This is a genomic window from Streptomyces sp. NPDC001093 (assembly GCF_040298985.1).
Classification (GTDB): Bacteria; Actinomycetota; Actinomycetes; order Streptomycetales; family Streptomycetaceae; genus Streptomyces.
The window spans coordinates 41617-66986 of the sequence record NZ_JBEPBF010000047.1; the positions used below are offsets into that span (position 1 = coordinate 41617).

A 25370-nucleotide genomic window follows, 5' to 3' on the forward strand; every position below is an offset into this window, starting at 1 on the left:
ACCACCTTGTGTGCGCCGCGAGTTGTCAGCCGAGGTTGTTGCCCCACAGCGACTTGTCGCCGCTCTTCAGGCTGGGGACGCCGCCGTAGGTGCCGCCGTCGGCGGTGACGAGCGGGGCCGCGAGCTGGTCCTCGAGCAGCCCGTCGCGGACCTTGACGATGGTGCTGTCGTGGTCGGTCCTGCCGGGCCGGAACGTCCTTCCGTCGATCGCGGCCTTCAGGTAGTACAGGGCGTACTTGGCGTAGAGGTCGGCCGGCTGGGACACGGTGGCGTCGATGTGCCCGGCGGCGATGTCCTTCAGTTCCTCGGGGATGCCGTCGTTGGAGACCACGAACACGTGCTTCGGGTCCTTCGGGCCGACCAGCAGGCCCTTCTGCTTGAGTACCTGGAGGGTGCCGGACAGGGCGAAGCTGGACTGCATGTAGACACCCTTGACGTCCGGGTTGGCGGTCAGGTCCGTCTGGAGCTTCTGTGCGGCCACGGCCCCGTCCCAGTTCGTGGCCTCGCCGAGCACCCTGATCCCCGGGTAGTCGGCCTTCATGCAACTGTTGAACGCCTCGGTGCGGTCCCGCCCGTTGACGGAGGACAGGTCGCCCTGGAGCATGACGACCTTGCCCTTTCCGCCGAGCCTGGTGCCGAGGTACTTGCACGCCTTCTCGCCGTAGGCGCGGTTGTCGGCGCGGACCACCATGTAGACCTTGCCGGTGTCGGGGCGGGTGTCGACGGTGACGACCGGGATCTTCTTCGCCTCCAGCTGCGCCAGGGTCGGCGCGATGGCGGCGGTGTCCTGCGGGGCCATCGCGATGCCTTTGACCCCCTGGCTGATGAACGTCTGTGCGTCGGCGGTGAGTTTGGCGACGTCGTTCTGCGAGTTGGTGGTCTTGAGCGAGAGACCGAGGCGCTTGGCGGACTCGGGCGTGTACTTGATGTACGAGTTCCAGAAGTCGGTGTCGGAACGCGGGTAGTCGACGCCGACCAGTGGCGCGCCGCCGGACGCGGTACCGGAGCCGCTGTCGCATGCGGTGAGCAGCGCCAGGGCGGACACGGCCGAGGCGGCGGAGCAGAGGGCTGTTCTGAGTCTCATCGGTGATTCCTCGCGCTGGTCCGGGAGCAGGAGAGATGGGATGTATGTATAGGGCGACTGCTGTGATGCTGTCCAGACCCCGGGATAATTTGCTGCAAGAGAGGCTCTCTTGACCATGCGTGGCGGCGACTGGTTTGAATCCATCCCATCAATGATGCTGCAAGCCCGTTGACATCAGCGCGTCACATGGTCGAACTTCGTGCGTGGCGACCGGCGTTCCACAGCCGTGAGCGTCGTGCTCTTCCCTCTGTCCCCCACTTCAGGGATGTCCTCATGTCGAGCTCGTTCAACAGACGCCGGTTCCTGGCCGGTGCCACAGGTGTCGCGGCGGCGGCCGTCGGGGGCGGTGCCCTCGGGGCGGGCGTCGCCCAGGCGGCGCCGAGCACGTACACCCCCGCATGGCCCTCGGTCGACCAGCACCCGCCCGCCCCGGAGTGGTTCCGGGACGCCAAGTTCGGCATCTACTTCCACTGGGGCGTCTTCAGCGTTCCCGCCTACGACAACGAGTGGTACCCGCGCAACATGTACATCGCCGGCAGCGCGGCCAACCAGCACCACATCGCGACCTACGGCGACCCCTCCGTGTGGCCGTACCACAACTTCATCGACGGGGCGAAGGACAAGGCCGGGAACACCGTGCAGTTCGCGCCCAGGCTGAAATCGGCGGGCGGGAACTTCGACCCCGACGCGTGGGCACAGCTGTTCCTCGACGCGGGCGCGAGGTTCGCCGGACCGGTCGCCGAACACCACGACGGCTTCTCCATGTGGAACAGCCAGGCCAACGAGTGGAACTCCGTCGCCAAGGGCCCGAAGCTCGACCTGCTGCACCTGTTCGCCACGGCGATCAGGGCCAAGGGCCTGAAGCTGCTGGTCGCCATGCACCACGCGTACCACTTCAACGGCTTCTACGACCACGTCCCCGCGCAGACGGATCCGAGCCTGCAGAAGCTCTACGCGCAGCTGGGAACCACGAAGGAGAACCAGCTCTGGTACGACAAGCTGAAAGAGGTCGTCGACCAGGCCCAACCGGACATCCTCTGGCAGGACTTCAAACTCGACGCGGTCGACGAGACCCAGCGCCTGAACTTCCTCTCCTACTACTACAACCAGGCGGACGCCTGGGGCCGCGAGGTCGTCGCGACCTACAAGGACGGCCTCGACGCCAAGGGCGAGGTCTTCGACTACGAACGCGGCGGCCCGGCCGACATCACCACCCCGTACTGGCTGACCGACGACAGCATCTCCAGCTCGAGCTGGTGCTACACCCAGGGCATCGGCTACTACACCGTCCAGCAGATGCTGCACTCGTTCATCGACCGGGTCAGCAAGAACGGCAACATGCTGCTCAACATCGCGCCGATGGCCGACGGCACCATCCCCCAGGCGCAGAAGGACATCCTGCTCGGTATCGGCGACCACCTGAAGCGCTTCGGCGAGTCGGTGTACGCGACCCGGGCCTGGACGGCGTACGGCGAGGGCCCGACGAAGATGGGCGGCGGCTCGTTCACCACCCCGCATGCCGGCACCGCGCAGGACATCCGCTTCACCCGCAACAAGGCCGGCAACGTCCTGTACGCCACCGCCCTGGGCTGGCCCGGCAGCTCGCTGACGATCAAGACCCTCAGTTCGGACCGGATCAACCTGTCGTCGCTGACCTCGGTGAAACTCCTCGGCACCACCGCAGGCACCTACCTCGACCTGCCCGCGCCGGTCCAGAACCCCTCCGGCCTCACGGTCACCCTGCCGTCCTCGGCGCCGTACAGCGCCAACGCCTACGTACTGAAACTCGCCTTCTCCGGAACGATCCCGGGCCTGCGACCGCTCGCCGGCGCCGTCGCCTTCACGGACGTCAACTACAGCGGCAGGGCGGGCGTGTTCGAGGTCGGCGACTACACCGCGGCCGACCTGACCGCGGCCGGACTGGGCGCGCGAACGCTCTCCTCCCTCCGACCGGCCCCCGGTTACCAGGTGGTCGGCTACTCAGGAGACGACTTCACCGGCACCTCCTGGACCTTCATCGACGAAAGCCCAGACCTGCGGGTCACCGGCAACAACGACCAGATCACCTCCCTGAAGGTCCAGTTCAACCCGGCCACCTACTTCCGGCTCACCAACATCACCGACGGCCTCGTCCTGGACAGTGGCGGCAACGTCGCCTCGGGCTCCGACCTCAAGCAGTGGACCTGGGACGGCAGTTCCAACCTGCAGTGGCAGGCGGTGGCGGTCGGAGACGGCTACTACAAGCTGGTCAACCGCACGAACGGCATGGTCGCCGACGGCTGGGGCGCCACCGCCGACGGCTCCGCGGCCAGACAGGCCGCCTGGAACGGCGGCACCAACCAGCAGTGGACGATCACCCACCGGGGCGACGGCCGCTATTCGATCGCCAACCGCACCACCGGCCTGGTCCTCGACGGCGGCGGCAAGGTCGAGTCGGGTTCCGTCGCCAAGCAGTGGACGTACGGAAGCAGCACCAACCTGCTGTGGACCTTCACGTCGCCCTGAACGCAGGTCCGGCATGGCAAGCGGCTGCGGCGGTGCCACGGCGATCCGCTGCGCCGGGACGACGGATCGGACGTGGGTGGCCGGATCAGTGTCGGGCGAACTGGACCTGGGTCGGCTGCACCACGTTCGGCCGTAGCGCGATCCCGCTGATGGTCAGCCGCTCTCCATAGATGTCCGTGAGCCTGATCGCGCTGCCGCATCCGCGGCCGTCGGCGGAAACGAAGTAGTTGTAGTCGGTGCGGGGCAGTTGCCGCCAGCCGTCACCCGCGCGGACCTCCAGCCGCGCGACCGGATTGCGGTGGCCGATCGCCTGGATACCGCACCAGTAGGGGCTGGAGCCGGTCTTGTACCGGATGGAGACGGTGCCGGTCGTGCTGGGGCTCAGCAGGCTCCAGGTGATCGGTATCCGACCGACTTCGAGCGGGGCGAGCTTGGCGAACGCCTGCTGGCTGAGGTCGAGTTGACCAGGTGCACAGGGAGCCGGGCACTCGTTGGTGATCCGGACCGTGATGGAGGCGCCGTTGGCCGCGTGGACGCGCACGTACGCGCCGCACGCCCGGGACGTCTCGTAGTCGGTGGTGTTCATCGCGGCGATCATGAGGTCGCTGCTCGGGCCGAACAGACAGGCGCCGTTTCCGTCGCCGGCCTCGTAGGCGGTGGCGACCCCTCGGTAAGTGGCCCCGGGCCGGATTCGTCCCGTCGACGGTGCCGCGGTGGACGCCGTCCGCGGGGGCCGAGAGGTGGCTTTGGCCGACCGTCGTGCTGCCGCGGTGCTGGACCTCTTGGGGGTCGCCGACGCGGTCGGGGTGTCCTTATCGGTCGCGGTGTGGGCTCTCACCTGGGCGGTTGCGGCAGGTGTGGCCGCCGCAGGTGCCGCGTTCACCTTGTGGTCGGGGAGCAGCCCCATGACCAGGTAGGCGAGGACGCCCGCGGCGGTCAGCCCCACCGTGGTGCCCAGCATCAGCCTCTGTCTGCGCCGGCGCTGCCGCGCGGCCTGCCTCGGTGTCGTCATGTCCGTCCGTTCGGAAGATCGAATCGATGGTGCACTGTCCAGTGGCCGCCGGCAGCGGAAAGGTTGCCGCCCAGGTCGCGGGGATCTGCACCTGCACGGGACTTTCATGTGTGGCGATGATGACATCCGGAGCCGCTGCTGGGGCGGTGCGGCCCAGGCGGCGGGGCTGATGGGCACACAACGTCCGGGGGGCGACGCGGGCAGCACCAACTGGCTGATGGGGAACGGCCGACCCGGACGTACTGGCGATCGCCGTGGACGACCTGGAGGTGACGGAGCTGACGTTCCCCGACGGCACCGGCCTGGTGGGCACGGGCAGCCCAACTCCGCAGCCGGTGCAGTCCGTCACGAGCTGACGGTCACGCGGCGCAGGGTTCCGAGGTCAAGCCGTGAGACATGGGCACAAACCCATGTGAGAGGGCTCGTGATCTCTCCTGGTTCGGCCCGCGTGACGATCGAGGTGCCTTACCAGCAGCTTCCGGTTGACCAGTCGGACGTTCGCCGACCCCGTCTCGGCTGTTCAGCCTGACGTGCCTGTCGGCGAGACAATCGAGTTCCGGCAAGCATTCGATCCCACTTGAACAGTGGGTCCTGGGGGAAGGACCCGCCGACGCAGCCGGCGGTCGTGGCCGAACCGCCGAGCAGGTCCTTGGCCTCGACGGTCGTCTTGGCGGTGCCCAGGACTTCGCGGCGCAGTAGGACGTACGCGCCGTCGTAGGCGGGTGTCCCGCCGGGAAGGCCAGCGCCGTGCCGCCGTCCGTGCCGGCGACGGACCGGGCTGTGGAGCCGTTCACCAGGGTCGCTGTGAGGCCGCTGCCGGAACTGTCACCGATCTTGCCGGAGGTGCGGTCGTCCTGGTCGAAGGTGTAGCGGGTGCCCGGCAGGCCCGCGTCGGGAGTCAGTGCCACGACGCCCGGTGCGTGGCACCGGGCGGATCCGTCGGCGGAAGGCATGGATCACGTCCTCAATCCTCGAGTGCCGGCCTACGTCGAACCGATGGATCATCTATGCCGCACTTCATCGAACTTCGTCGAACCGGTTCGGTGAAGCTCACACCGGGCGACCCGGCCGACAATCCCCTCGACATGATCTACCGGCTCCGTTTCCGGCCCGGAATTGCGGGATTGCGGTCGGGGGTGTTGACAGGCCTCCGGGCGGTTCCTACCTTCACTTCATGCGAACCGGTTCGACGATCCGGAGACCGCCTCTTCACCGTTCCCAGCCCTGGACGCCCGGCGCCATGTTCCTCCCGGAGCAGCGAACCGGTTCGAGCAAGGAGTTCCCGTGAACATCGGTGAGATCGCCAAGCGGGCCGGTGTCTCGCGGAGCACCGTGTCGTACGCTTTGAGCGGCAGGCGCCCGGTGTCGGAGGAGACCCGCCGGAAGATCCAGCAGGTCGTCGACGAGCTGGGCTACCGGCCCAGCGCCAGTGCCCGCGCGCTGGCCAACGGCCGGACCAGCACGATCGGTCTGGTCTTCCCGCCGGCCGGGAACCACTACACGGGGATGCAGCTGGACTTCATCGGCAGTGTGGTGGAGGCGGCCGCGGCCTACGACTATGACGTGCTGCTGTCACCGAGCGGTGTGGACAGTGACCGCTCGTTCCAGCGGCTGCTGGGGGAGCGGCGGGTCGATGGGGCGATCCTGATGGAGATCAGGCTGGCGGACGACCGGGTCGATCACCTGGCGGAGCTGGACTTCCCCTCCGTCGCCATCGGCCGTACCGCTCATCCTGAGGGCGGCTGGTGGGTGGGGCTGGACCACACCGCGCTGGCGGCGGCGTGTGTGCACCACCTGGCGGATCTCGGCCATCGTCGGGTCGCCTTCGTCAACCGGCCCGAGCAGCTGCTGCGGACCGGGTACGAGTCCGCGCACCGGGGCCTGGACGGCTTCACCAAGGCCGCCGCCGAGCGCGGGCTGACGGTGCGGACGTACTGCTGCGGTGACGACGCCGCATCGGGCCAGGCATGCGTGGAGCGGATCCTGTGCGACGACCCGGCCACCACGGCCCTGGTCACCCTGAACGAGGCCGCTCTGGGCGGCCTGTACCGAGGGCTCGCCCAGGCCGGCCGCCATGTGCCGCGCGACTTCTCCGTCACCGGGGTCGTGGCCGGCCGGTGGGCGGAGACGGTGACCCCGCAGCTCACCGCGGCGGACGTACCGGCGGCGGAGATGGGACGTCGTGCCGTCGACCTGCTGGTGGAGCGGCTCGGCCATCCCGACGCGCCGCCCCGGCACCATCTCCTCACGCCGCCGATCTCCCTGAGGGCCAGCACCGGGCCCGCGGGAGTCACACCCACCGCGGACGCGGGCTCTGGTACGACGCCCTGACCGACCCACGTAACCGTCTTCACCCCATCCTCATCACCTCTCGTCTCACCACCGGGCGCTCGCACCGCTCGACGGTGCCGTTCGCCGTGCCCGTCTCTCCTCGTCGCACCGTGCCTCGGCAGTGTCATGCCCAAAACAAAGGAATCCTTGCAATGAACCACTCCTCCAGACAGCGTCGTCTGACCGCCGCAGCCCTCACCGCCCTCGCCGTGGCCGTCACCGCCACCGCCTGTTCCTCCGGTTCGGGCAGCACCGACGCCAAGGGCGCCGGCAGCGGCACGTACACCATCTGGGACCCGTACCCCCAGTTCGACAAGGGCTCGGCCTGGGTGAAGCTACTGGACCGGTGCGGCACCGAGGCCGGGGTGAAGATCAAGCGGACCGCCTTCGACACCAGCGACCTGGGCAACAGGACACTGCTCGCAGCGCAGCAGGGCAACTCGCCGGACGTGCTCATCGTGGACAACCCGGTGGTGTCGACCCTGGCCGAGGCGGGCGTGCTCACCACGACCGACGACACCAAGCTGGACACCTCGAAGGTGGACCCCAACCTGCTCGCGGCCGGCCAGTCGGGCGGCAAGACGTACGGCACGCCGATCGGCGCCAACACCCTGGCCCTCTACTACAACAAGAAGGTGCTGAAGGAGGCCGGGGTGGACATCGCCTCGGTCAAGGACTGGACGTCGCTGACGGCGGCGCTGGCGAAGGTCAAGAAGGCGGGCAAGAAGGGCGTCACGTTCTCGGCGATCGGCACGGAGGAGGGCAGTTTCCAGTTCCTGCCGTGGTTCTGGGGCGCGGGCGCCAAGCTGACCGGGCTCGACTCCGCGCAGGCCGTGTCCGCCCTGTCGCTGTGGACGGACTGGCTCAAGCAGGGCTACGCACCCAACTCGGTGCTCAACAACACCCAGACCACCAGCTGGCAGGAGTTCGCCGGCGGCGACTACGCCTTCGCGGAGAACGGCACCTGGCAGCTCGCCAATGCGAGGAAGGCCGGGCTCGACTACGGGGTGCTGCCCATCCCCGCCGCGACGGGGGGCAACGCTGCGGCCCCGACCGGCGGCGAGTTCGTCACCATCCCGGTCCAGGACGACACCGCCCGCTACACCACCTCCCAGAAGCTCACCACCTGCCTGACCAGCAACGGCAATGTCTACGACACCGACACCGCCCTGTCCTACGTGGCCCCCACCAGCGAGGTCCAGAACAAGCAGGTGAAGGCGAACGCCGAGCTGAAGCCATGGGTCGACGCGGTCAAGTCGGCCAAGGGGCGCACGAGCGACGGCCTGGGCACCAAGTACCCCAAGATCTCGGAGCAGATGTGGAAGGCCGTCCAGTCCGCCCTCAGCGGCTCCAAGTCGCCCAAGGACGCGCTCACTTCGGCGCAGAACGCGGTCAAGTGAGGTGGGTTCGATGAAACAGACCACCCATCCGCCGGACCGGTGGTCCGCGCGCGTCCTGAACGGGGCGGCCACCTCCGCCCCGCCCCCGGCCCGCACCAGGACACGCCGCCGTCCGACCTCCCAGCAGTGGGCCGCCTGGGGATTCCTCGCCCCGGTGACCGTCTATCTCGCCCTCTTCTACGCCTATCCGCTGTACCGCAACCTCGACCTCAGCCTGCGCCACTACACCGTCCGCTCCTTCGTGCAGGGCAACGCACCCTTCACGGGCCTGAGGAACTATCAGACCGTCTTAGACGACCCGACCTTCGCCCCCGCCCTGCTCCACACGGCCGTCTTCACCGCCGTGTGCCTGGTCTTCCAGTACGCCATCGGCCTGGCCCTCGCGGTCTTCTTCAACCAGCACTTCCGGCTGTCGGCCACCCTGCGCGCCCTGTTCCTGGTGCCCTGGCTGCTGCCGCTGATCGTGTCCGCCTCCACCTGGTCGTGGATGCTCAACAGCGACTCCGGCATCGTCAACGCCCTGGCGAGCGCCGTCGGCATCGGGCCGGTGAACTGGCTGACCTCACCGTCCTGGTCGCTGACCTCGGTGATCATCGCGAACATCTGGATCGGCGTCCCGTTCAACCTGGTCGTGCTCTACAGCGGCCTGCAGTCCATCCCCGCGAGCCTCTACGAGGCCGCCGCCCTCGACGGGGCGAACGCCTGGCAACGTTTCTGGCGCGTCACCTTCCCGCTGCTGCGCCCGGTGTCCGCGATCACCCTGCTGCTCGGGCTGGTCTACACGCTCAAGGTCTTCGACATCATCTGGATCATGACCAAGGGCGGACCCGCGGACTCGTCCACCACCTTCGCCACCTGGTCCTACCAGCTCGGCTTCGGCAACCTCCTGCCCGCCTTCGGCCCGGGCGCGGCCGTCGGCAACCTGCTCGTGGTCGCCGCCCTGGTCTTCGGCCTGGTCTACGTCCGGGTCCAGCGGAAGCAGGCGCTGTCATGAGTCGAAGCACCAGCCGAACGTGGTGGAAGACGACCGTCGGTGTCCTGCTGACCGCGATCATGCTCTTCCCGGTGTACTGGATGCTGAACGTGTCCTTGACCCGCGACCAGGACATGCGCAAGAGCCCACCGGACCTGCTCCCTGTGCACGGCACCCTGGCCGGCTACCGCACCGTCCTCGACGAGCAGTTGCCCTACCTCGGCACCAGCCTCGTCATCGGCCTGGGCACCGTCGTCCTGACCGTCGCCCTGGCCGCCCCCGCCGGCTACGCCCTGGCCAAGCTGCGCCCACGCGGCGGCGGCATCCTGAGCTTCTTCCTGCTGGCCGCACAGATGATCCCCGGCATCATCATGGCGATGGGCTTCTACGCCATCTACCTCCAACTGGGTCTGCTCCAGTCCGTCCCCGGGCTGATCGTCGCCGACTCGACCCTGGCCGTCCCGTTCGCGGTCCTGATCTTCACGGCGTTCATGTCCGGCATCCCCGGTGAGCTGCTCCAGGCCGCGCAGATGGACGGGGCGAGGGTCCTGCGCACCTTCTGGTCCGTGGTGCTGCCGATGAGCCGCAACGCCGTCGTCACGGTCTCCCTGTTCGCCTTCCTGTGGTCCTGGTCCGACTTCGTCCTCGCCAGCACCCTCGTGGGCGGCGGCGCCCACGAGCCGATCACCCTCGGCATCTACCACTACATCGGCAACAACAACCAGCAGTGGAACGCCATCATGGCGACCGCCGTCGTGGCCTCGCTGCCGACCGCCGTGATCCTCGTCCTCGCCCAGCGCCATGTCGCCGCCGGCGTGACCGCCGGCGCCGTCAAGGACTGAGTCCTTCCCTCCCGTCACGACCGCTCCGGCTGCATGTCGGCCGGCCGGTGCCCCCTGCCCGAGAAACGAGTGACGCTTCATGACCGCCGCCCCGTCCGGCCCGGCCTTCTCCGTCCACGACATTCCGTTCAGCACGTACGGATCCTGGTTCGACATCTCGCCCGTGGTGGCGGAGAAGACGTACGCCGAGGACCTCCACCTCGTCTCGCACCAGAACGGCATGCACGGCGTGCTGCGCCTGGTCCCGCTGGACCCGGCGACGGGCGAGCGGGCCGCGGCCCGCGTCGAGGCGACACCGGGCCTGCTCAGCTGGATCGGCGAGGGCGGGCACGTCGACCTCGCCTACGAGTCGCCGGACACCGTGCGGCTGCGGGGGAGCGGCCTGGGCATCAGCGTCTTCGCCGCCGCGCAGACCCTGACCCCGTTCAGCGGAACGTACTTCTTCCACGACCCCGCAACGAACGGGCACGTGTTCACCTCGTACGAGACCGGACGCCGATACCGCGTCACCGTGCTGTCCGGCGCCCTCGCCGACCCGGCCGGCGCCCAGGCCCTGGGCAGCGGCGACCGCGGTCTCGCCATGGCCGCCGCGACGGACGGGACCTGGGAGATGGCGATCGAGGAACTCGACACCTCTCGTCCGCCCTACGCGTCTCCGGCACCCTTCGACGAGATCGTGGAGGCCACGAAGAGAGGCTTCAGAGACTTCGTCGACGCCGTGGCTCCCTGGCGCTCGTCCGCCACCCCGGCCGCCGAACTCGCCGCCTACGTCGTCTGGTCGGCGACCGTACGACCGACCGGGCTGGTCACCCGGCCCGCCGTGCTGATGTCCAAGCACTGGATGGACAAGGTCTGGAGCTGGGACCACTGCTTCAACGCCCTTGCCCTGGCGCGTGGTTGTCCCGAACTGGCCCTGGACCAGTTCACCCTGCCCTTCGACCACCAGGACGACAGCGGCGCCCTGCCCGACTCGGTCACCCACTCCGAGGTGCTCTACAACTTCGTCAAGCCGCCCATCCACGGCTGGGCCTTCGGTCACCTGCGCCGTCGCCTGCCGACACCTCCCGACGAGGCTGAGCTAGCAGAGATTTACCACCGGTTGGAGCGCTGGACCGACTTCTGGCTCACCGCACGACGGGCCCCCGGTGCCGAACTTGCCCACTACCAACACGGCAACGACAGCGGCTGGGACAACGCCACCACCTTCGACCCCGAGCGCGTGGTCGTCACCGCCGACCTGGCCGCCTTCCTCGTCCTACAGCTGCACGAACTCGCCGAGCTGGCAACGGAGTTGGGCAGGGTGGACGAAGCTCGCCGGTGGACGCGGGCGGCCGAGGAGACCCAGACGGCACTGCTGGAGCAGCTCTGGAGCGGGGACAGGTTCGTCGCCCAGGGCGTCGCCGGCGGGGACACCTGGAGCAGCTCGAGCCTCCTCGACCTGATGCCCATCGTGCTGGGCGAGCACCTGCCCGGCCAGGTCGCCGGCGCGCTCGCCGACCACATCAAGGCTCATCTGACCCCGTACGGCCTCGCCACCGAACTGACCACCTCACCGCACTACCTCTCCGACGGCTACTGGCGCGGCCCGATCTGGGCCCCCGCCACCGTCCTCGTCGAGGACGGCCTGCGCCGCGCCGGCCACCACCGGCTGGCGGACGACATCAGCGCCCGCTTCCGCGCCCTGTGCGAGACCCACGGCTTCGCCGAGAACTTCGACGCCCTCACCGGCACGGGTCTGCGCGACCGCGCCTACACCTGGACCGCCAGCAGCTATCTCCTGCTGGCCGAAGCACACGCACACCGAGACGGCCGCTGACCGGCTGCCTCCCCCGTGGCCCCCGGACCGTCCGGGGGTCGCCACACTCATGCAGGAGCCGCACCATGAAATCGCCCCGGATACACCCCAGCCCCACCACCCGCACCGGACGCCGAACGGTCCCCTCCGTCGCCGTCCTGCTGACCGCCCTGGCCGCGACCCTCGTGCCCGCAGCCCCGTCACAGGCCGCCGACACCGGCGTCACGGTGGACTTCGCGACAGCCGGAGGTGCGCCCACCTACCGCGCCTCCGGCATGATCTACGGGATGACGCCGAACGGGTCGCTGCCGCAGGACCACTTCTTCAAGGACATCAAGTGGCACTTCATGCGGGCCGGCGGCGCCCAGCTCAACAGCGGCGGCTACGGCACCAGCCTCGCCGACTACCAGACCCGTTGGAACGCCACGCTCGCCCAGTACAAGCGCACCGCGGCCCTCGGCGGCACCTTCGTGCTGCTCCCGCACGACCTGTGGGGCGCGGACAGCACCACCAGCCAGGGCTGGCCCGGCGACAACGGTGACTGGACGAAGTTCGACAACTTCGTCACGCAGCTCATCAACGACGTCAAAGCCAACAACATGACCGTCGAGTGGGACCTGTGGAACGAGCCCGACGGCAGGGGCTTCTGGGCTCCCTCGCAGAGCCAGTACCTGCAGATGTGGTCGCGCTTCTACGCCCGGGTGCGGGCGGCCTTCCCGGGCCAGCTCATCGTCGGCCCCAGCATGGCGGGCCAGCCGACCTCCTCCAACTCCTGGTGGACCACCTACCTCAACTACGTCAAGGCCAACAACGTCGCCCCCGACATCTACAGCTGGCACGACGAACCCGCCGATCCCGTCCCGGGCGTGGCGGGCGCCAACTCCACCCTCGCCGCGGCAGGCCTGACCAACACCCGCCCGTACCAGATCAACGAGTACGCGGCGCTCTCCCAGCAGAACCCCGGTGGCGGTGCCTGGTTCATCGGCCGTCTGGAGCGCGCCGGCGCCGACGGTCTGCGCGGCAACTGGGCCTCCGGCACGAACCTGCACGACTACGAGGCCAACCTGCTCACCAAGAACAGCTCCGGCCAGTACCTGCCGCTGGGCGAGTGGTTCATGTACCGCTACTACGGATCGCAGACCGGCAACATCGTCAACCTCACTCCGGGCGCCGGCACCGACGGCCTCGCCACCAAGGACAACACCGCCAAGAACGCCAAGGTCCTGCTCGGCAGCAACGGCAACACCGGCAATGTGACCGTCAACCTCACGGGCCTGAACACGACTTCGGTGGTGGAGAGCGGCAAGGTCCGCGCGGTCGTCCAGCGCGTCCCGTACAACGGCGGCGCCGCGGTGGCCGGGCCCGAGACAATCTCCGACACCACCCTGACCGTCAGCGACAACGCGGCCTCGGTGAGCGTCCCCTGGAGCAACGCCAAGGACGGCTACACCGTCACCCTGCTCCCGCCGTCCAACACCACCGTCCCGACCGTCGCCGTCAGCGAGAACAGCGGCCAGTGCCTGGACGACACCAACCTGAGCACCGCCAACGGCACCCAGTACCAGCAGTACCACTGCGAGGGCGGCTACCAGCAGATGCTCGACCTCAAGCCGGTGACGGGGAAGACCAACACCTACACCGTGGTCAATGAGCTGAGCGGCAAGTGCCTGGACGTCTCAGGGGCGTCCACCGCCGACGGCGCCGCCGTCATCCAGTACACCTGCAACGGCGGTACCAACCAGCAGTTCACCCTCAACCCCGTCACCGCACTCGGCAACAGCAAGGACTACCAACTGGCCGCCGTCCACAGCGGCAAGTGCGTCGACGTCAGCAACATCTCCACCGCCCCGGGAGCGCTGATCCACCAGTGGACCTGCGACCCGTCAAGCGCCCTCAGCACCAAGAAGAACCAGATCTGGCGACTCCCCGGCAAGTAGACTTTTTCAGGCTCCGGATCGAAGCGCAGACGCAGGCTCGGCCTGGTGATCGGTACGCCGCTGGCGTTGGTCTCGGCAGGCGTTCTGGCCTACGGCGCGGTCTTCGGGACCTTCGGCGACGATTCCCGGCCCCAGGCGTCCGCGGCGCCCCGGGTGCCCGACGACGCGACGGCGGCCGTGGCGTCGATGCAGCCGGGCCGCGCGCAGGGCTTCCACAGCGTCCGTATCCCGGTGACCTGGAGTGGTCACCAGGCGGCGGCCCCGGCCTACACGATCGACCCGGCGTACGTGAGCAGGGTCAGGCAGGTCGTCGACTGGGCCCTCGACGACGCCCTCTACGTCATGCTCGACGTTCATCACGACTCGTGGCAGTGGGTCAAGAAGATGTCCGCCGAGCACGATCAGGTGCTGGCCCGTTACCGCGCGACCTGGTCCCAGATCGCCAGGGCGTTCAGGAACGAGCCGGCCACGCTGCTTTTCGAGAGCGTCAACGAGCCGCAGTTCGACGAGGCGAGCGCCGCGCGCGAGGCCGAGCTGCTCCATGAGCTGAACAACGGGTGAAACTCACCTTCCATTTCTGGAGCGGCACCACCGCGACGTACTACGTGACCAAGTCCGGAACCTCCTTCACCGGTACGACGGCCTGACCGCCCCGCAGCAGCACGTTCCGTCCAGGGAAGGGGGCCGGCGCTTGCGCCGGGCCGGCTCCTTACCCCCTACTGCTGCGGAGCCAGCCCGCGTTCGCGCAGCCACTTCAGCTGCTCCGCCGTGTTGAAGCCGAAGTCGCCGCCGTGGTCGGCGAAGGGCCAGGCGGTCATGGTCCGGTCCGTCCCCGCGTAGTGGTTGAAGGCGGCGTAGACGGTGGGAGGCGGGCATGTCGGGTCCATGAGGCCGACGCTGAACAGCGCCGGCGCACACAGTCCGTCATGAGGCGTCGGTAGTAGTGGTTGCGGGGTGAGTCGATGCCGCGGGTCATGAAGCCTTCGACCCATTGTGTGCCGTCGCCCTCAGTGCGGTCCGGGGTGTCGTGGCCCTGGCCACGGCTGTCGACGACGAGTTGGGCGTAACCGGCCGCGGACCACAACAGGTGGTCGGTGGGCAGCCCCCGGCCCGCGCAGTAGCCCAGGAAGGTGACGACGACCGGCAGCGGCCCTTCGATGCCGCGTGGGCGCAACAGCCAGGCGGCCACCGGTTCGCCGTTCCAGCCGGGGAAGCGGACGTCGTCCACGTCGACGGTGCTCAGCAGATACCGGTCGGTGACCCGCTCGGCCTTCACCGCTCCGCCTCGGGCGCGTGCTTCGGCCAGGGTCCGTTGCCTGAAGACGTCGAAGTCCTCCGGCGGGGACATCTCCGGCCGGTCTGATGGGGACGGTACTGGGTTGCCACGGCCGGAGAGCGGGGAGACTCCGCGCCTCGGCGCCTGGGACGTCCGGGACTTCGTCACCTCCTGAGGATGTTCCCGGGAATCGGGGCTTTGGCTGTCGCGGCCGAAGCCCCTCGGGCCGGCTCTCCTGCGCTTACGATCCCAGCTCGGCGGAGAAGGGCCGGTCGTAGACCTCGAAGTTGCGTATGGACGCCCATGCACCGGAAGGCAATCCGGTGACCGTGACACGCACATACCGTGCCCGGGTCCGGAACATGGCCACCTGGACCTGACTGGTGCTTGTGGTGGCCGTGTTGTCGGCCAGCGTGCTCCACCTGCGGTTGTCGACGGAACCCTCGATCGTGTACCGGTAGTTGGTCCCCTCCAGTTCCCAGGCGATGCGGGTGCCGGTCAGCGAGCGGGGCGAACCGAGGTCGACCTTGAGCCAGTGGCCGGTGCCGCCGTTGTTCGCGCACCACCGGGTGGCGGTGGAACCGTCGACCGCCCTCGCGGCGGTGTTGCCCTTCGAGGACTCCTCGCTGTCGGCCGTCGCCGTCCGGCCGACGGCGATGTCGGCCGGCTGCACGAACCGGTCCAGCGTGACGCCGACGACGCTGTCCTCGGGATGAGTGGTGCGGTCGATGCCGGTGATCGTCACCCGGCCGTCGCCGCCGGCCGAGTACGCCAGGCCGGCACCGGTGCGCACATCGAAGGCCCGCACGATCCTGGCGTCGCCGAGCGACGGGGTGGTGAACGAGGTTCCGCCGTAGCCGGGCAGCAGGTGCACGTAGAAGGTGTCGTCCTTGCAGGTGAAGCCGTACTGGCCGTCGACCGGGTTCCACGGGCCGCCGCGGGTCCCGTAGACGGACCGGCCACAGGACGCCATGAAGGTGCCGATCCGCCGCAGCAACCCGGCCTGGGCGTCGGACACCGTGCCGTGCCGGTCCGGGCCGACGTTGACCATCGCGGTCATGTTCCGCACCCAGCAGTTGACCAGGATGTCCATGGCGGTGCCGTAACTCATCACGGTGGCAGCGGAGTTGTAACCCCAGGTGCCGTCGACGGTGAACACCTTCTCGACCAGGCCGGTGCGGATCGCCCCGCTCGGGACGGACGGGCCCTCGTCGCTGGCGTAGTCGCCCGTCCAGCCCGAGCGTGAGGTGGCGACGATACCGGGCTGGTGCTTGCGCACCATGCCCATCAGCCCGAGCGGCCTGCCGTCGCCGTCCGTCTCGCCGTAGACGGCGTCCACCGGCCACTCGTTGGCGGGGTCGCGGTACCGGCCGGGCTCCCAGAAGAACGCGCCGTCCGCGTCGCTGCCCTGCTCCGCCACCCAGCCGCCGTCCCACCACAGGTCGTCGATCGGGCCGTACCGGGTGACCAGCTCCTTGACCGACTGGTACACCTCGGTCTTCATGACCCGCGCGTTCTCCTTGTGCGCGGGATCGGTCGTGTAGTTCCAGGGGTTGGGCGCGCAATGGGTGCCACGGACGTCGTAGTAGCCGGGATAGCGCCAGTCGATCGGCGAGTAGTACAGGCCCACCTTCAGCCCCGCCGCCCTTACCGCCGCGACATAGTCCTTGACGAAGTCACGGCCCAGCGGCGCCTGCCCGGAGTTCCAGCTGTTGGGATGGTTCAGCGGCCACAGTGCGAAACCGTCGTGGTGGCGCGTGGTCAGCGTCACGTACCTTGCTCCGAAGTCCTTGGCCAGCCGTGCCCAGGCCTCCGGGTCGTAGGCGTCCGCGGTGAACTGCTCGTCGGTGGCGTCGGTGACGTATGTGCGGTAGTCCGCCGGCGTGACCGGGGCGTTGTGCATCCACCACTCGCCCTTGGCCGGGCCCGAGTACACGCCCCAGTGGATGAACATGCCCAGCTTGGCGTCGTGGAGCCACTGGATCGCGGAGTCCGGCTGCTGCTCGACGCCCATGTCGGTCCTCGGGATCCGCAGAGCGGGCAGCGGCAGCGGTGCGTCGGGCGCGGCGTACGCGGGTGCCGCCACCGTGACGGAACTGACGGCGGTGGCCGCCGTCATGGCCGCCATGGCGGCGAGTACCGATCTGCGTGACGTGGATTCCGGCAACGTAGTTCCTCCTGTTCGGCTGTTCTCTCAAGACATTGGATGAATTAATGAATGCCGATGCCATGTCTGTCGAGGCTTGTGACGAATGTTGTCGTGAAACAGCGGTAGTTGGTGGACGGGTTGCCCCTATCGCGAGCGGTGACATGGGATGTATGTGTTGCACCGGGGCGGAGCTGTCTCCATCGAAAAGATCAAGTCACCCTTCGGCGGACGACCATGGTGAGCGAGGTTCGGGACCTGCTTCGGTGACGATCGCGTACATCGCCGAGTCCGCGGGTGTCTACCGCAAACCTCCCAAGAACCGCAGCAAACTCGTGGAACTGGTCTTCCGTGAGCTGGAGAGCATGTGGGCCGTGGAGATCATCCGCGATGTCTAGCGCGTGGCCCGCAGGAACCGGGTCGGGGTGCTAACTCACCGCTAAAGGCATCCCGTTCGTCGTCTTCGACGCGATCGACGAGCTGCCCGACGACGTGCCGTTCGTCAGTGCCACGAACTGGCGAGGCGGTCAGACGGCGACCCGGCACCTGCTCGAACTGGGACACCGGCGCATCGCCGTGATCAGCGGGCCCGACCACCCCTACTGCCGCGTCCGGCTGTCCGGTTGCCTGCCGACGGCGTCCGATCAGGTGGTGAAGGCCCAGCTCACGCACGAGCACGGGTCCGCCGCGGCGGTCGAGCTGCTGTGCCGTCCCGATCGACCCACCGCCGTCTTCACCGCGAACGACATGCAGGCGCTCGGTGTCTACAAGGCCGCGCGAGCTCGGGCTGCGCATCCCGCGCGATCTCAGCGTCGTGGGCTACGACGACGTCCCGGCCGTCGTCTGGGTGGATCCGCCTTTGACCACGGTCCATCAGCCGCTGGCCGAAATGGCCGTAGCAGCCACCGAACTGGCCCTGGCGCTCGGCCGCGGTGAGGAAGTACCGCAGGTGGGACTGGAGATCGCGACCACCCTGACCGTCCGGGAGAGCACGGCTCCGCCGAAGGAGGCGTGAGGTCGCGCCGGGACACGGGTTGTGCCCTGGTTGCCCGGCATGCGGCGGGGGCGACCAGGGCGGAGGCCGGTCGGTCAGGACGCCGTGCCGGTCACCGAGCTCCCGGACTTCGTCACGTGGTACGTGACGGTGGCGCCGCTCCAGAAGTGGAACTTCAGCGTCACCGGCGCGTTGTCGTGCACCGCCTTCAGGAAGTCGGACGTCAGGGTGATCCTGCCGCCCGCGTAGTCGGGCGAGAAGGACTGGTTGAACTGCTGGTACGGGGTCCAGTCGGCCGGGCCGGCGTTGCTGCCGTCGGCGTACGTGGCCTCCATGGTCGCCAGCACGTCACCGCGGTACTGCGTGGGAAGTGCGAACGAGCCCGTCGTGCCCGTGGCGCCCGACAGCACCGGGGTGTCGTAGGTGATGACGTCGATCTTCCAGGGCAGCCCGCGGGAGAACCGGGCCTGGAGCGTCGCGTTCACCCCGTACGCGCGGTTGCCGGTCAGCCGGGTCAGTGCGGTGGCCGTGAGGGTGAGCCGGTCGCTGGACACGGTGTAGTCCCGTCCCGCGACCAGCTTCTCGCTGCCCTGCCACAGGCCCCGGAAGGTGGTGCCGTTCGGGTTCAGGGTGAGTGACTGGGCCGTGATCGGGGTCGACTTCGCCACGAAGACCTTGTCGAGGGAGGCGGTAGCCGAGCGGGTGGTCCAGCTCGACCTGATCCAGGCGAACAGGGCGGGGTCACGCCACTTGAGGGTGGAGCGGTTCAGGTAGGAGAAGGGGTCCCACAGGGCGGTGGTGACCCCGGCGACCCGCGCCTGGTATCCCAGCTGCTCCAGGTACTTCAGTCCCTCACCCCGCTCGATGGGGTCGGGATGGTTGTAGTCGGGCCAGCTCAGCGTGCCGTACTCGCCGAGGTAGACCGGGATGCCCTTGGCGACGAACGTGTCGTGCATCCGGGCGAAGGCGTCGGTCAGGTCCTTCTCGGCGGTGGCGTCGTACCGGGTGCCGCCCGCGATGTTCACGCTGAACGGGTACCAGCTGTAGTAGTGCACGGTGGCGACCAGGTTGCGGTCGTGCAGCGCGCCGATCGTGGTGGACAGGTCGTCCATGAGGTTCTGGGCGGGTGTGCAGCCCTGCGTGGGCAGGACGAGCAGGCGGTCGGTGTTCCCGCCGCCCGTGGCGCGGACGACCTTGTGGAAGGAGGTGTTCAGCTCGTTCAGGAACTGGGTCTTCTGCGCGGGCGTGGCGTTGTTGAACTGCGGCTCGTTGACGCTCTCGAAGAGCAGGGTGCGCGGCTCGTTCCGGAACGTGGTGGCGATCTGGGACCAGGAGGCGTCGAAGCGGGCGAGCACCTTGTCGTGGTTGGTCGTGATGCCAGCGATCCACTGCCACGAGTCGTGGTGGACGTTGATCACGACGTACAGGCCGTCGGCCAGCGCCCAGTCGACCACCTGCTTGACGCGGTTCATGTACGTGGCGTCGATGGTGTAGGGCGCGGTGGCGGACTGGTGGTCGGTCCAGGTCACCGGGATGCGGACGCTGCGGAAGCCCTGCGCGCGGATGGTGTCGAACAGGGACTTGGTGACCGCGGGATTGCCCCAGGAGGTCTCGTCCGGGATGGCGTCCAGGGTGTTGCCCAGGTTCCAGCTGGGCTGCATGGCCGCCACGGCGTCCATGGCGGAGGCCGGAACCCTGACCTGCGACCGCGCCGGGTGCGCGGGGCCGTCGGCAGCCGCCATCGTGGTGCCACTGGACAGGCCCGCGATGACGAGCAGCGTCAGCAGCAGGGCGGCCAGGCGCCCGGGGCCGCGGCTGCGGTGGTGTGCGGGGTGCCGTATGTCCTTCACCTGTTGTTCCTTTCGGTAGGTGGTCGGGCCGGTGGTCGGGTCGGTCGTCATGGTCTGAGGGGCTCGTAGTCGAACCAGTCGAAGTGGACGGTGCCGACCGCGGCGTACATGCCGATGACGCGGCCCGTGAATCCGCCGGCGACCTCGGTCGACAGGTAACGGCCGTCGAGGGTCGCGAGCACGGTGAAGGTGCCGTCGGGCTGCTCGACGCCGAGGGAGACGACGTCGGGGCCGGTGCGGGAGTCGTGCGGAGGCGGAGGGTCGGTGACCGTGAGGCCGAGGACGACCGGCCCGTCGGGTACGGGCTGTGCGGCCACGACCGTGCGCAGGGAGCCGACGCGCGCGATCACCCGCACTTCGCTGCCGGACGCCTCGATCGCGTAGTGGTGCCGCTCGTCCAGCCGGACGGCCAGGCCGCCGGTGCCCCCCGAGGGGTCGACCAGGGTGCGCGCCCGGCAGGACAGGTGCTGCTGGCGCCGGCCGGTGAAGACGACGTCGGGTTCGTCGAGGTCGACGCCCCGCGCGCGGAGCGTCAGCCATCCGGGGCGCTCCTTGGTGGTGCAGAGTTCGGCCGGGCGGTCCCGCACGGAGATCCACGACGGCCCCAGTTCGCTCAGGTCGAAGTCGTCCCGCGGCTCCTCGACGGGGCCGGGGACAAGGGGCCACGGGAGCTGAGGCAGGTCCGGGGCGACCTTGCCGACGACCGGCCAGCCGTTCCCCCAGGTCACCGGCGCCAGGAAGGTCTCCCGGCCGAGCACGTGCCAGCCGGGCGTGCCGCCGCCGGGCCGTACCCCGAGCAGCACCATCCACCACGAGCCGTCGGGTGCCTGGACCAGGTCTGCGTGCCCGGTGTTCTGCACGGGGTGGTCGGTGCCGCGGTGGGTGAGGATCGGGTTGGCCGGGCAGGGCTCGAACGGGCCGCTCGGTGTGAGGCCGCGGGCGATCGCCACGCCGTGGCCGCGCTCGGTTCCCCCTACGGCGATGAGCAGGTACCAGTAGTCGCCGATCCGGTACAGGTGCGGCGCCTCCGGGGCTTTGTCGCCGGGTGCGCCGGACCACAACTTCCGCGGTGGCCCGTACGTCTCGCCGGTGTGCGGGTCGATGCGTACCTGCGCGACCCCGGCGACGGTGCACCAGCAGGTGCCGTCCTCGTCCCAGGCCAGGTCGGGATCGATGCCGGGCCCGCCGGGAAGCCGGATGGGGTCCGACCACGGTCCGGCGGGGTCGGTGGCGGTGACGATCAGGTTGCCGCCACCCTCGCTCACGTTGGTGACGATCAGCCAGAACCGTCCGTCGTGGTGGCGCAGGGTGGGGGCGTAGATCCCGGCGGAGGACGGCACGTCGGCCGCCAGACGCAGCTGGCTCGGCCGGTCCAGGGCGTTGCCGATCTGCGTCCAGTGCACCAGGTCACGGCTGTGGAAGAGGGGTACGCCCGGGAAGTACTCGAAGCTGGAGCAGGCGAGGTAGTAGTCGTCGCCCACCCGGCAGATGCTGGGGTCGGGGTGGAATCCGGGGATCACGGGGTTGGCGGGGCCGGTGTCTGACAAGCCACCAGGTCCTTTCGGTATACGGGATGTGCATGTCTCAGCCGGATGTTTCGTCCGGGGAGGGCGCGTTGAGGCGGCTGAGCCGGAGCAGCACGGCGGAGGGCGCGGTGGGCAGGGTCACGGTGAGGTGACCGGTGTCCCGGCGCCGGCTGGTGGTGGCCTGGCTGGAGGACGGGTAGAGCAGGTCCACGCGTCCCGAGGTACGTCAGGAGGGAGCTGCCGTTCTCGTCAAGGGTGATCTGGAGCTGAAGGGCGTCGTGACCCCAGCGGATCGTGCGCTGTTCCTCGGTCATGGCGGTCTCTCGGAGTCAGGTCCTGCGCAGCACCGCGCAACCACCGGGGGGCAGCTCGTGGACCGTGGCGCCGGTGAGCAGGTCGTGAGCGGGATCCGGCAGCGGCACGGTGTCCGAGCGGTGGTTGAGCAGGAACTGCCAGTGACGGCCGTCGGACGCGTGCCGGGTGACGGCTTCGACACCGCCCGGCAGGCCCGGCAACTCCGGCTCGGCACCAGCCTCCTGAAGCAGCCTGCGGACCAGAGCGCCGTAGTCGGCATCGTCCAGGCGAGTGGAGACGTACCAGCCCTGTCCGGTTCCGAAGCGGTGCCGCGTCAGTGCCGGGCCGTCGGCGAGCATGCCGTGGGTGTAGGCGGCGAGCGTCTCGGCGCCCTCGCTGCGCAGGGACTCGCTCCATACCGAGCCGTACGAGCCGTCCGACAGGGCGATCCGCTCATCCGTCCGCAGCGGGCGGTGCTCCTCGACACGGATGCCCAGGGCCTCGCGCAGCGGCCCGGCGGGATAGCCGCCGAGCCGGGCGTGCATGCGGTCGTCGACGCATCCGTTCGCGTGCTGGACGAGGAGCGTCCCGCCGCCGGCGACGTAGCGGCGCAGGTTCTCGGCGCCCGCGTCGGACAGGAGGAACAGGGCCGGCGCGACGACGAGCGCGTAGCGGCTCAACTCGTGCTCGGGATGGGCGAAGCCGACCGTCACGCCGGCGTCCCACAACGCCCGGTGTGCCCGGCTCAGCTCCCCGTGGTAACCGAGGTCGGCGGAGGGCAGGCCGTCGACGCTCAGGGCCCACCAGGCGTCCGCGTCGTCCAGGACGGCCACGGACGCGTCGACCGTGGAACCCGCCAGCTCGCCGAGCCGGGCGACCGCCTCCCCGACCTGTGTGACCTCGCGGAAGATACGGCTGTCGGGGCCCGCGTGCGGGACCATCGCCGAGTGCCACGTCTCGGCACCGGCCCGGGACTGCCGCCACTGGAAGAAGAGGGCCCCCTCCGAACCGCGCGCGATGTGGCCGAGGGTGTGGCGCAGGATCTCCCCGGGCTCCTTGCCCAGCACACGGTCGCTGTCGTAGACGGTGTTGGTGCCCTGTTCCATCAGCAGCCATGGGCCACCGCCGCCCAGGGAGCGGACGCGGTCGGCGTGGAAGGCGGCGTCGGAGGCGGCGTCCAGACCCGGCGAACCCGGGTAGTGATCGGAGGCGACGACGTCGAGTTCGCGGGCCAGGGCCCACAGGTCCACGTTCTGGTAGGCGGGCAGCATCAGGTTGGTCGTCACCGGCCGGTCGCTGTGGGCGCGGATCGCGTCGCGCTGCTCGCGGTAGGCGGCGACGGTCTCGTCGGACCAGAAGCGGCGGAAGTCCAGGCTCTGGCCCGGGTTCTTGTGCCACTGCGTCGCCCGTGGTGGCAGCACCTGTTCCCAAGCCGTGTAGCGCTGGCTCCAGAAGGACGTTCCCCAGGCCTCGTTGAGGACGTCCAGCGAGCCGTGGCGGGCGCGCAGCCACGCCCGGAAGGCCGCCGCCGCGTGCTCGCAGTAGCAGAGGGTGGCGTACTCGTTGTGCACGTGCCACAGCGCGAGGGCCGGGTGGTCGCCGTACCGCTCGGCGAGGGCCGAGGCGATTCTGCGGGCCGCGTTCCGGTAGGCGGGTGCGGTCAGGCAGTAGGTGTCGCGGCTGCCGTGGGTGAGGCGGGTGCCGTCGGGTGTGACGGGCAGGGCGTCGGGGTGGGCGAGGGTGAACCAGGGCGGCGGGGAGGCCGTCGGTGTGGCGAGGTCGACGGCCACCCCGTTCGCGTACAGGCGCTCCAGGTGGGCGTCGAGCCAGGCGAAGTCGTAGCGTCCCTCCTCCGGTTCGAGCAGGGCCCAGGAGAAGACGCCCACGGTGACCAGGTTGACCCCGGCCCGGCGCATGAGTGCGTCGTCCTCCTTCCAGACCGGCTCGTCCCACTGCTCGGGGTTGTAGTCCCCGCCGAAGGCGAGCCCGCCCAGACGGTCGGTGATGATGCGAGTCGTCATGACGGTCCTCAGGTACGCGGAGTCGTGTCGGGCTCTGGCGGGGGAGCGGTCCCTGTCACGCGGCGGAAAAGCGTCGAAGCGCTTCACCTGACGGTCCGAAGGTAACGGACATGTTTCGTGCGAAACAAGAGCGAGAAGCTAGGGAATGTTTCCTTCCGCAGGTACATTGACAGCCCGTCATGACCATGGCCAGCGTCGATGCGCTTCGACATTCCCGGCCTTCAACCGGACATCCGCTCCCGCTCGTCGAGGGGTCTGACTCGTGGGTTCTCCTCCCGTCCCGCAACCGCCAGACTGCCGTTCCGTGATCCCGTGCTTCCGCTCGGGGAGCGTCGACGACCTGCTGGACCGGCTCACCCTGGACGAGCGGCTCGCCATGCTGCACCAGTACCGGCCTGCCCGGGACCCAGGAGGCGCTGCTGGGTGCGGTTGCCGCCGTCCGCCCGAAGACCGCCGTGGTCATGGGCAATTACCCCTACGCCGTCGCCTGGGCCGACGCCATCTGCCGGCCGTGCTGTGGACCTCCCACGGCGGACGGTCGTGATCCCGTCCACGCACGGTACCGGCGATGCGGCGCGCTTTGACGTCCACCGCTGGGGCGACCGCCTGTCACGATCGACAGCCGGCACCCATGGCGGCTGCGGACGGGTGGTCCCGACGGCACTCTGCACACCGCCGCGGCAGGGTCCGCGACGGCCGAGTTCTCGGTCGGCGGTGCGGCGGTCCGCGGACACGAAGCTCCCAGTACCGCCGCAGCACCTTGCGTCGTGTGCCGTCCGCCGCTCTGCCTGACGGGTCGCGCAGATCCCCGCCCCCTGATCCCAGCTCGACTTCCCCTGCGTAAGTCCGAGGTAAGTCATGAGCACGTTTCACCTCGGCTGACGCTCTGTTCTTGCCGGTTCCGGTTCCGGTGCCGCCGCCGCGATCGCTTCTCTGCCGACGGTTGCGGGGCAGGCCCTGCCCGCCGCTCCGGCGGCCGTAGCGAAGAGCGGCTATCGGTGGCGCAACGCCGCTAGGGGCGGCACCGGGTTCGTCACTGGGGTGCTGTTCCACCCGTCGGTGCGAGGGCTCGCCTACGCCCGGACCGGCATCGGGGGGCGCCTACCGCTGGGACGCCCCGACCGACCGCTGGATCCCGCTGACCGCCCACCTCGGCTGGGACGACTGGAACCTCCGCGGCGTCGAGATCATGGCCGTCGACCCCGCCCACCCCGACCGTGTCCGTCTCGCCCTCGACGCCTACGCCCAGTCCTGGGCCGGCAGCGGAGCCGGGCTGCGCTCCGAGGACCGCTAGGGCCTGTGTGAGGTCGTGATCAATTTCGGGTTCTGGTCCCGTGCGGGGACAGGACCTGGTAGGACGCTGGGTGTGACACGTAGGCAACTC

General features: G+C 69.2%; 19 protein-coding genes and 2 pseudogenes. 12 read left to right on the top strand and 9 right to left on the bottom strand.

Annotation, left to right across the window (positions count from 1 at the left end; translation table 11 throughout):
* Positions 1-25: 25 nt before the first annotated feature.
* Entirely contained in the window at positions 26-1084 is a 1059-nt protein-coding gene (locus ABT288_RS23455) for a sugar ABC transporter substrate-binding protein (protein ID WP_351610986.1), read from the bottom strand.
* Between the two features lie 273 nt (positions 1085-1357).
* Between ABT288_RS23455 and ABT288_RS23460 the strand changes: the two genes are divergently transcribed.
* A complete protein-coding gene (locus ABT288_RS23460) occupies positions 1358-3589 on the top strand; it encodes an alpha-L-fucosidase (protein WP_351610989.1) in 2232 nt (743 codons plus the stop codon).
* Positions 3590-3674: 85 nt separating this feature from the next.
* On the opposite strand, the gene ABT288_RS23465 is transcribed toward ABT288_RS23460, so the two are convergent.
* A complete protein-coding gene (locus tag ABT288_RS23465) occupies positions 3675-4601 on the bottom strand; it encodes an expansin EXLX1 family cellulose-binding protein (RefSeq protein WP_351610991.1) in 927 nt (308 codons plus the stop codon).
* 1284 nt (positions 4602-5885) lie between these two features.
* On the opposite strand from ABT288_RS23465, the gene ABT288_RS23470 reads away from it, so the two are divergent.
* From ABT288_RS23470 to ABT288_RS23505, 8 genes are all read left to right on the top strand, one after another.
* Entirely contained in the window at positions 5886-6932 is a 1047-nt protein-coding gene (locus ABT288_RS23470) for a LacI family DNA-binding transcriptional regulator (RefSeq protein WP_351610994.1), read from the top strand.
* Positions 6933-7084: 152 nt separating this feature from the next.
* The gene (locus ABT288_RS23475) at positions 7085-8332 is read left to right on the top strand and encodes a sugar ABC transporter substrate-binding protein (protein ID WP_351610997.1); all 1248 of its coding nucleotides are present in this window, start codon (positions 7085-7087) and stop codon (positions 8330-8332) included.
* Positions 8333-8342: 10 nt separating this feature from the next.
* Positions 8343-9326 carry a carbohydrate ABC transporter permease gene (locus tag ABT288_RS23480; RefSeq protein WP_351611000.1) on the top strand — a complete coding sequence of 328 codons (984 nt, stop codon included), beginning with the start codon at positions 8343-8345 and terminating at the stop codon, positions 9324-9326.
* Entirely contained in the window at positions 9323-10147 is an 825-nt protein-coding gene (locus tag ABT288_RS23485) for a carbohydrate ABC transporter permease (protein WP_351611003.1), read from the top strand. The genes ABT288_RS23480 and ABT288_RS23485 overlap by 4 nt, the downstream gene beginning before the upstream one ends.
* A gap of 79 nt (positions 10148-10226) precedes the next feature.
* Positions 10227-11963: an amylo-alpha-1,6-glucosidase gene (locus ABT288_RS23490; RefSeq protein ID WP_351611005.1), complete on the top strand. Its 1737-nt coding sequence runs from the start codon at positions 10227-10229 to the stop codon at positions 11961-11963.
* Positions 11964-12028: 65 nt separating this feature from the next.
* Positions 12029-13879 carry an RICIN domain-containing protein gene (locus ABT288_RS23495; RefSeq protein WP_351611008.1) on the top strand — a complete coding sequence of 617 codons (1851 nt, stop codon included), beginning with the start codon at positions 12029-12031 and terminating at the stop codon, positions 13877-13879.
* A 45-nt stretch (positions 13880-13924) separates the two neighbouring features.
* Positions 13925-14440 carry a glycoside hydrolase family 5 protein gene (locus ABT288_RS23500; RefSeq protein ID WP_351611011.1) on the top strand — a complete coding sequence of 172 codons (516 nt, stop codon included), beginning with the start codon at positions 13925-13927 and terminating at the stop codon, positions 14438-14440.
* Positions 14437-14526 carry a hypothetical protein gene (locus ABT288_RS23505; protein ID WP_351611014.1) on the top strand — a complete coding sequence of 30 codons (90 nt, stop codon included), beginning with the start codon at positions 14437-14439 and terminating at the stop codon, positions 14524-14526. The genes ABT288_RS23500 and ABT288_RS23505 overlap by 4 nt, the downstream gene beginning before the upstream one ends.
* Positions 14527-14595: 69 nt before the next feature.
* On the opposite strand, the gene ABT288_RS50295 is transcribed toward ABT288_RS23505, so the two are convergent.
* From ABT288_RS50295 to ABT288_RS23515, 3 genes are all read right to left on the bottom strand, one after another.
* Complete coding sequence (locus ABT288_RS50295; RefSeq protein ID WP_502972798.1) at positions 14596-14766, bottom strand: acetylxylan esterase; 171 nt, start codon at positions 14764-14766, stop codon at positions 14596-14598.
* Positions 14694-15227, bottom strand: coding sequence for an acetylxylan esterase (locus ABT288_RS23510; protein WP_502972799.1), 534 nt, complete (start codon positions 15225-15227; stop codon positions 14694-14696). The genes ABT288_RS50295 and ABT288_RS23510 overlap by 73 nt, the downstream gene beginning before the upstream one ends.
* Before the next feature lie 169 nt (positions 15228-15396).
* On the bottom strand, positions 15397-17274 hold the full coding sequence (locus ABT288_RS23515) for an alpha-L-fucosidase (protein WP_351611017.1): 1878 nt from the start codon (positions 17272-17274) through the stop codon (positions 15397-15399).
* Positions 17275-17567: 293 nt separating this feature from the next.
* Between ABT288_RS23515 and ABT288_RS50300 the strand changes: the two genes are divergently transcribed.
* Together ABT288_RS50300 and ABT288_RS23520 are read left to right on the top strand one after the other, a co-directional pair.
* A complete protein-coding gene (locus tag ABT288_RS50300; protein ID WP_450856609.1) occupies positions 17568-17699 on the top strand; it encodes a hypothetical protein in 132 nt (43 codons plus the stop codon).
* Positions 17700-17793: 94 nt separating this feature from the next.
* Positions 17794-18316, top strand: a pseudogene (locus ABT288_RS23520) (substrate-binding domain-containing protein).
* A 74-nt stretch (positions 18317-18390) separates the two neighbouring features.
* Here the strand turns inward: ABT288_RS23520 and ABT288_RS23525 are convergent.
* From ABT288_RS23525 to ABT288_RS23540, 4 genes are all read right to left on the bottom strand, one after another.
* The gene (locus tag ABT288_RS23525) at positions 18391-20196 is read right to left on the bottom strand and encodes a cellulase family glycosylhydrolase (RefSeq protein WP_351611020.1); all 1806 of its coding nucleotides are present in this window, start codon (positions 20194-20196) and stop codon (positions 18391-18393) included.
* Positions 20193-21692, bottom strand: coding sequence for a glycoside hydrolase family 43 protein (locus ABT288_RS23530; RefSeq protein WP_351611023.1), 1500 nt, complete (start codon positions 21690-21692; stop codon positions 20193-20195). Before ABT288_RS23530 ends, ABT288_RS23525 begins: the two co-directional genes overlap by 4 nt.
* Before the next feature lie 37 nt (positions 21693-21729).
* A complete protein-coding gene (locus ABT288_RS23535) occupies positions 21730-21882 on the bottom strand; it encodes a hypothetical protein (protein ID WP_351611025.1) in 153 nt (50 codons plus the stop codon).
* 118 nt (positions 21883-22000) lie between these two features.
* On the bottom strand, positions 22001-23986 hold the full coding sequence (locus tag ABT288_RS23540) for a beta-galactosidase (RefSeq protein ID WP_351611028.1): 1986 nt from the start codon (positions 23984-23986) through the stop codon (positions 22001-22003).
* Positions 23987-24910: 924 nt separating this feature from the next.
* Between ABT288_RS23540 and ABT288_RS23545 the strand changes: the two are divergent.
* A pseudogene (locus ABT288_RS23545) lies at positions 24911-25277 on the top strand (1,4-beta-glucanase); the annotation flags it as partial.
* Between the last annotated feature and the right edge of the window lie 93 nt (positions 25278-25370).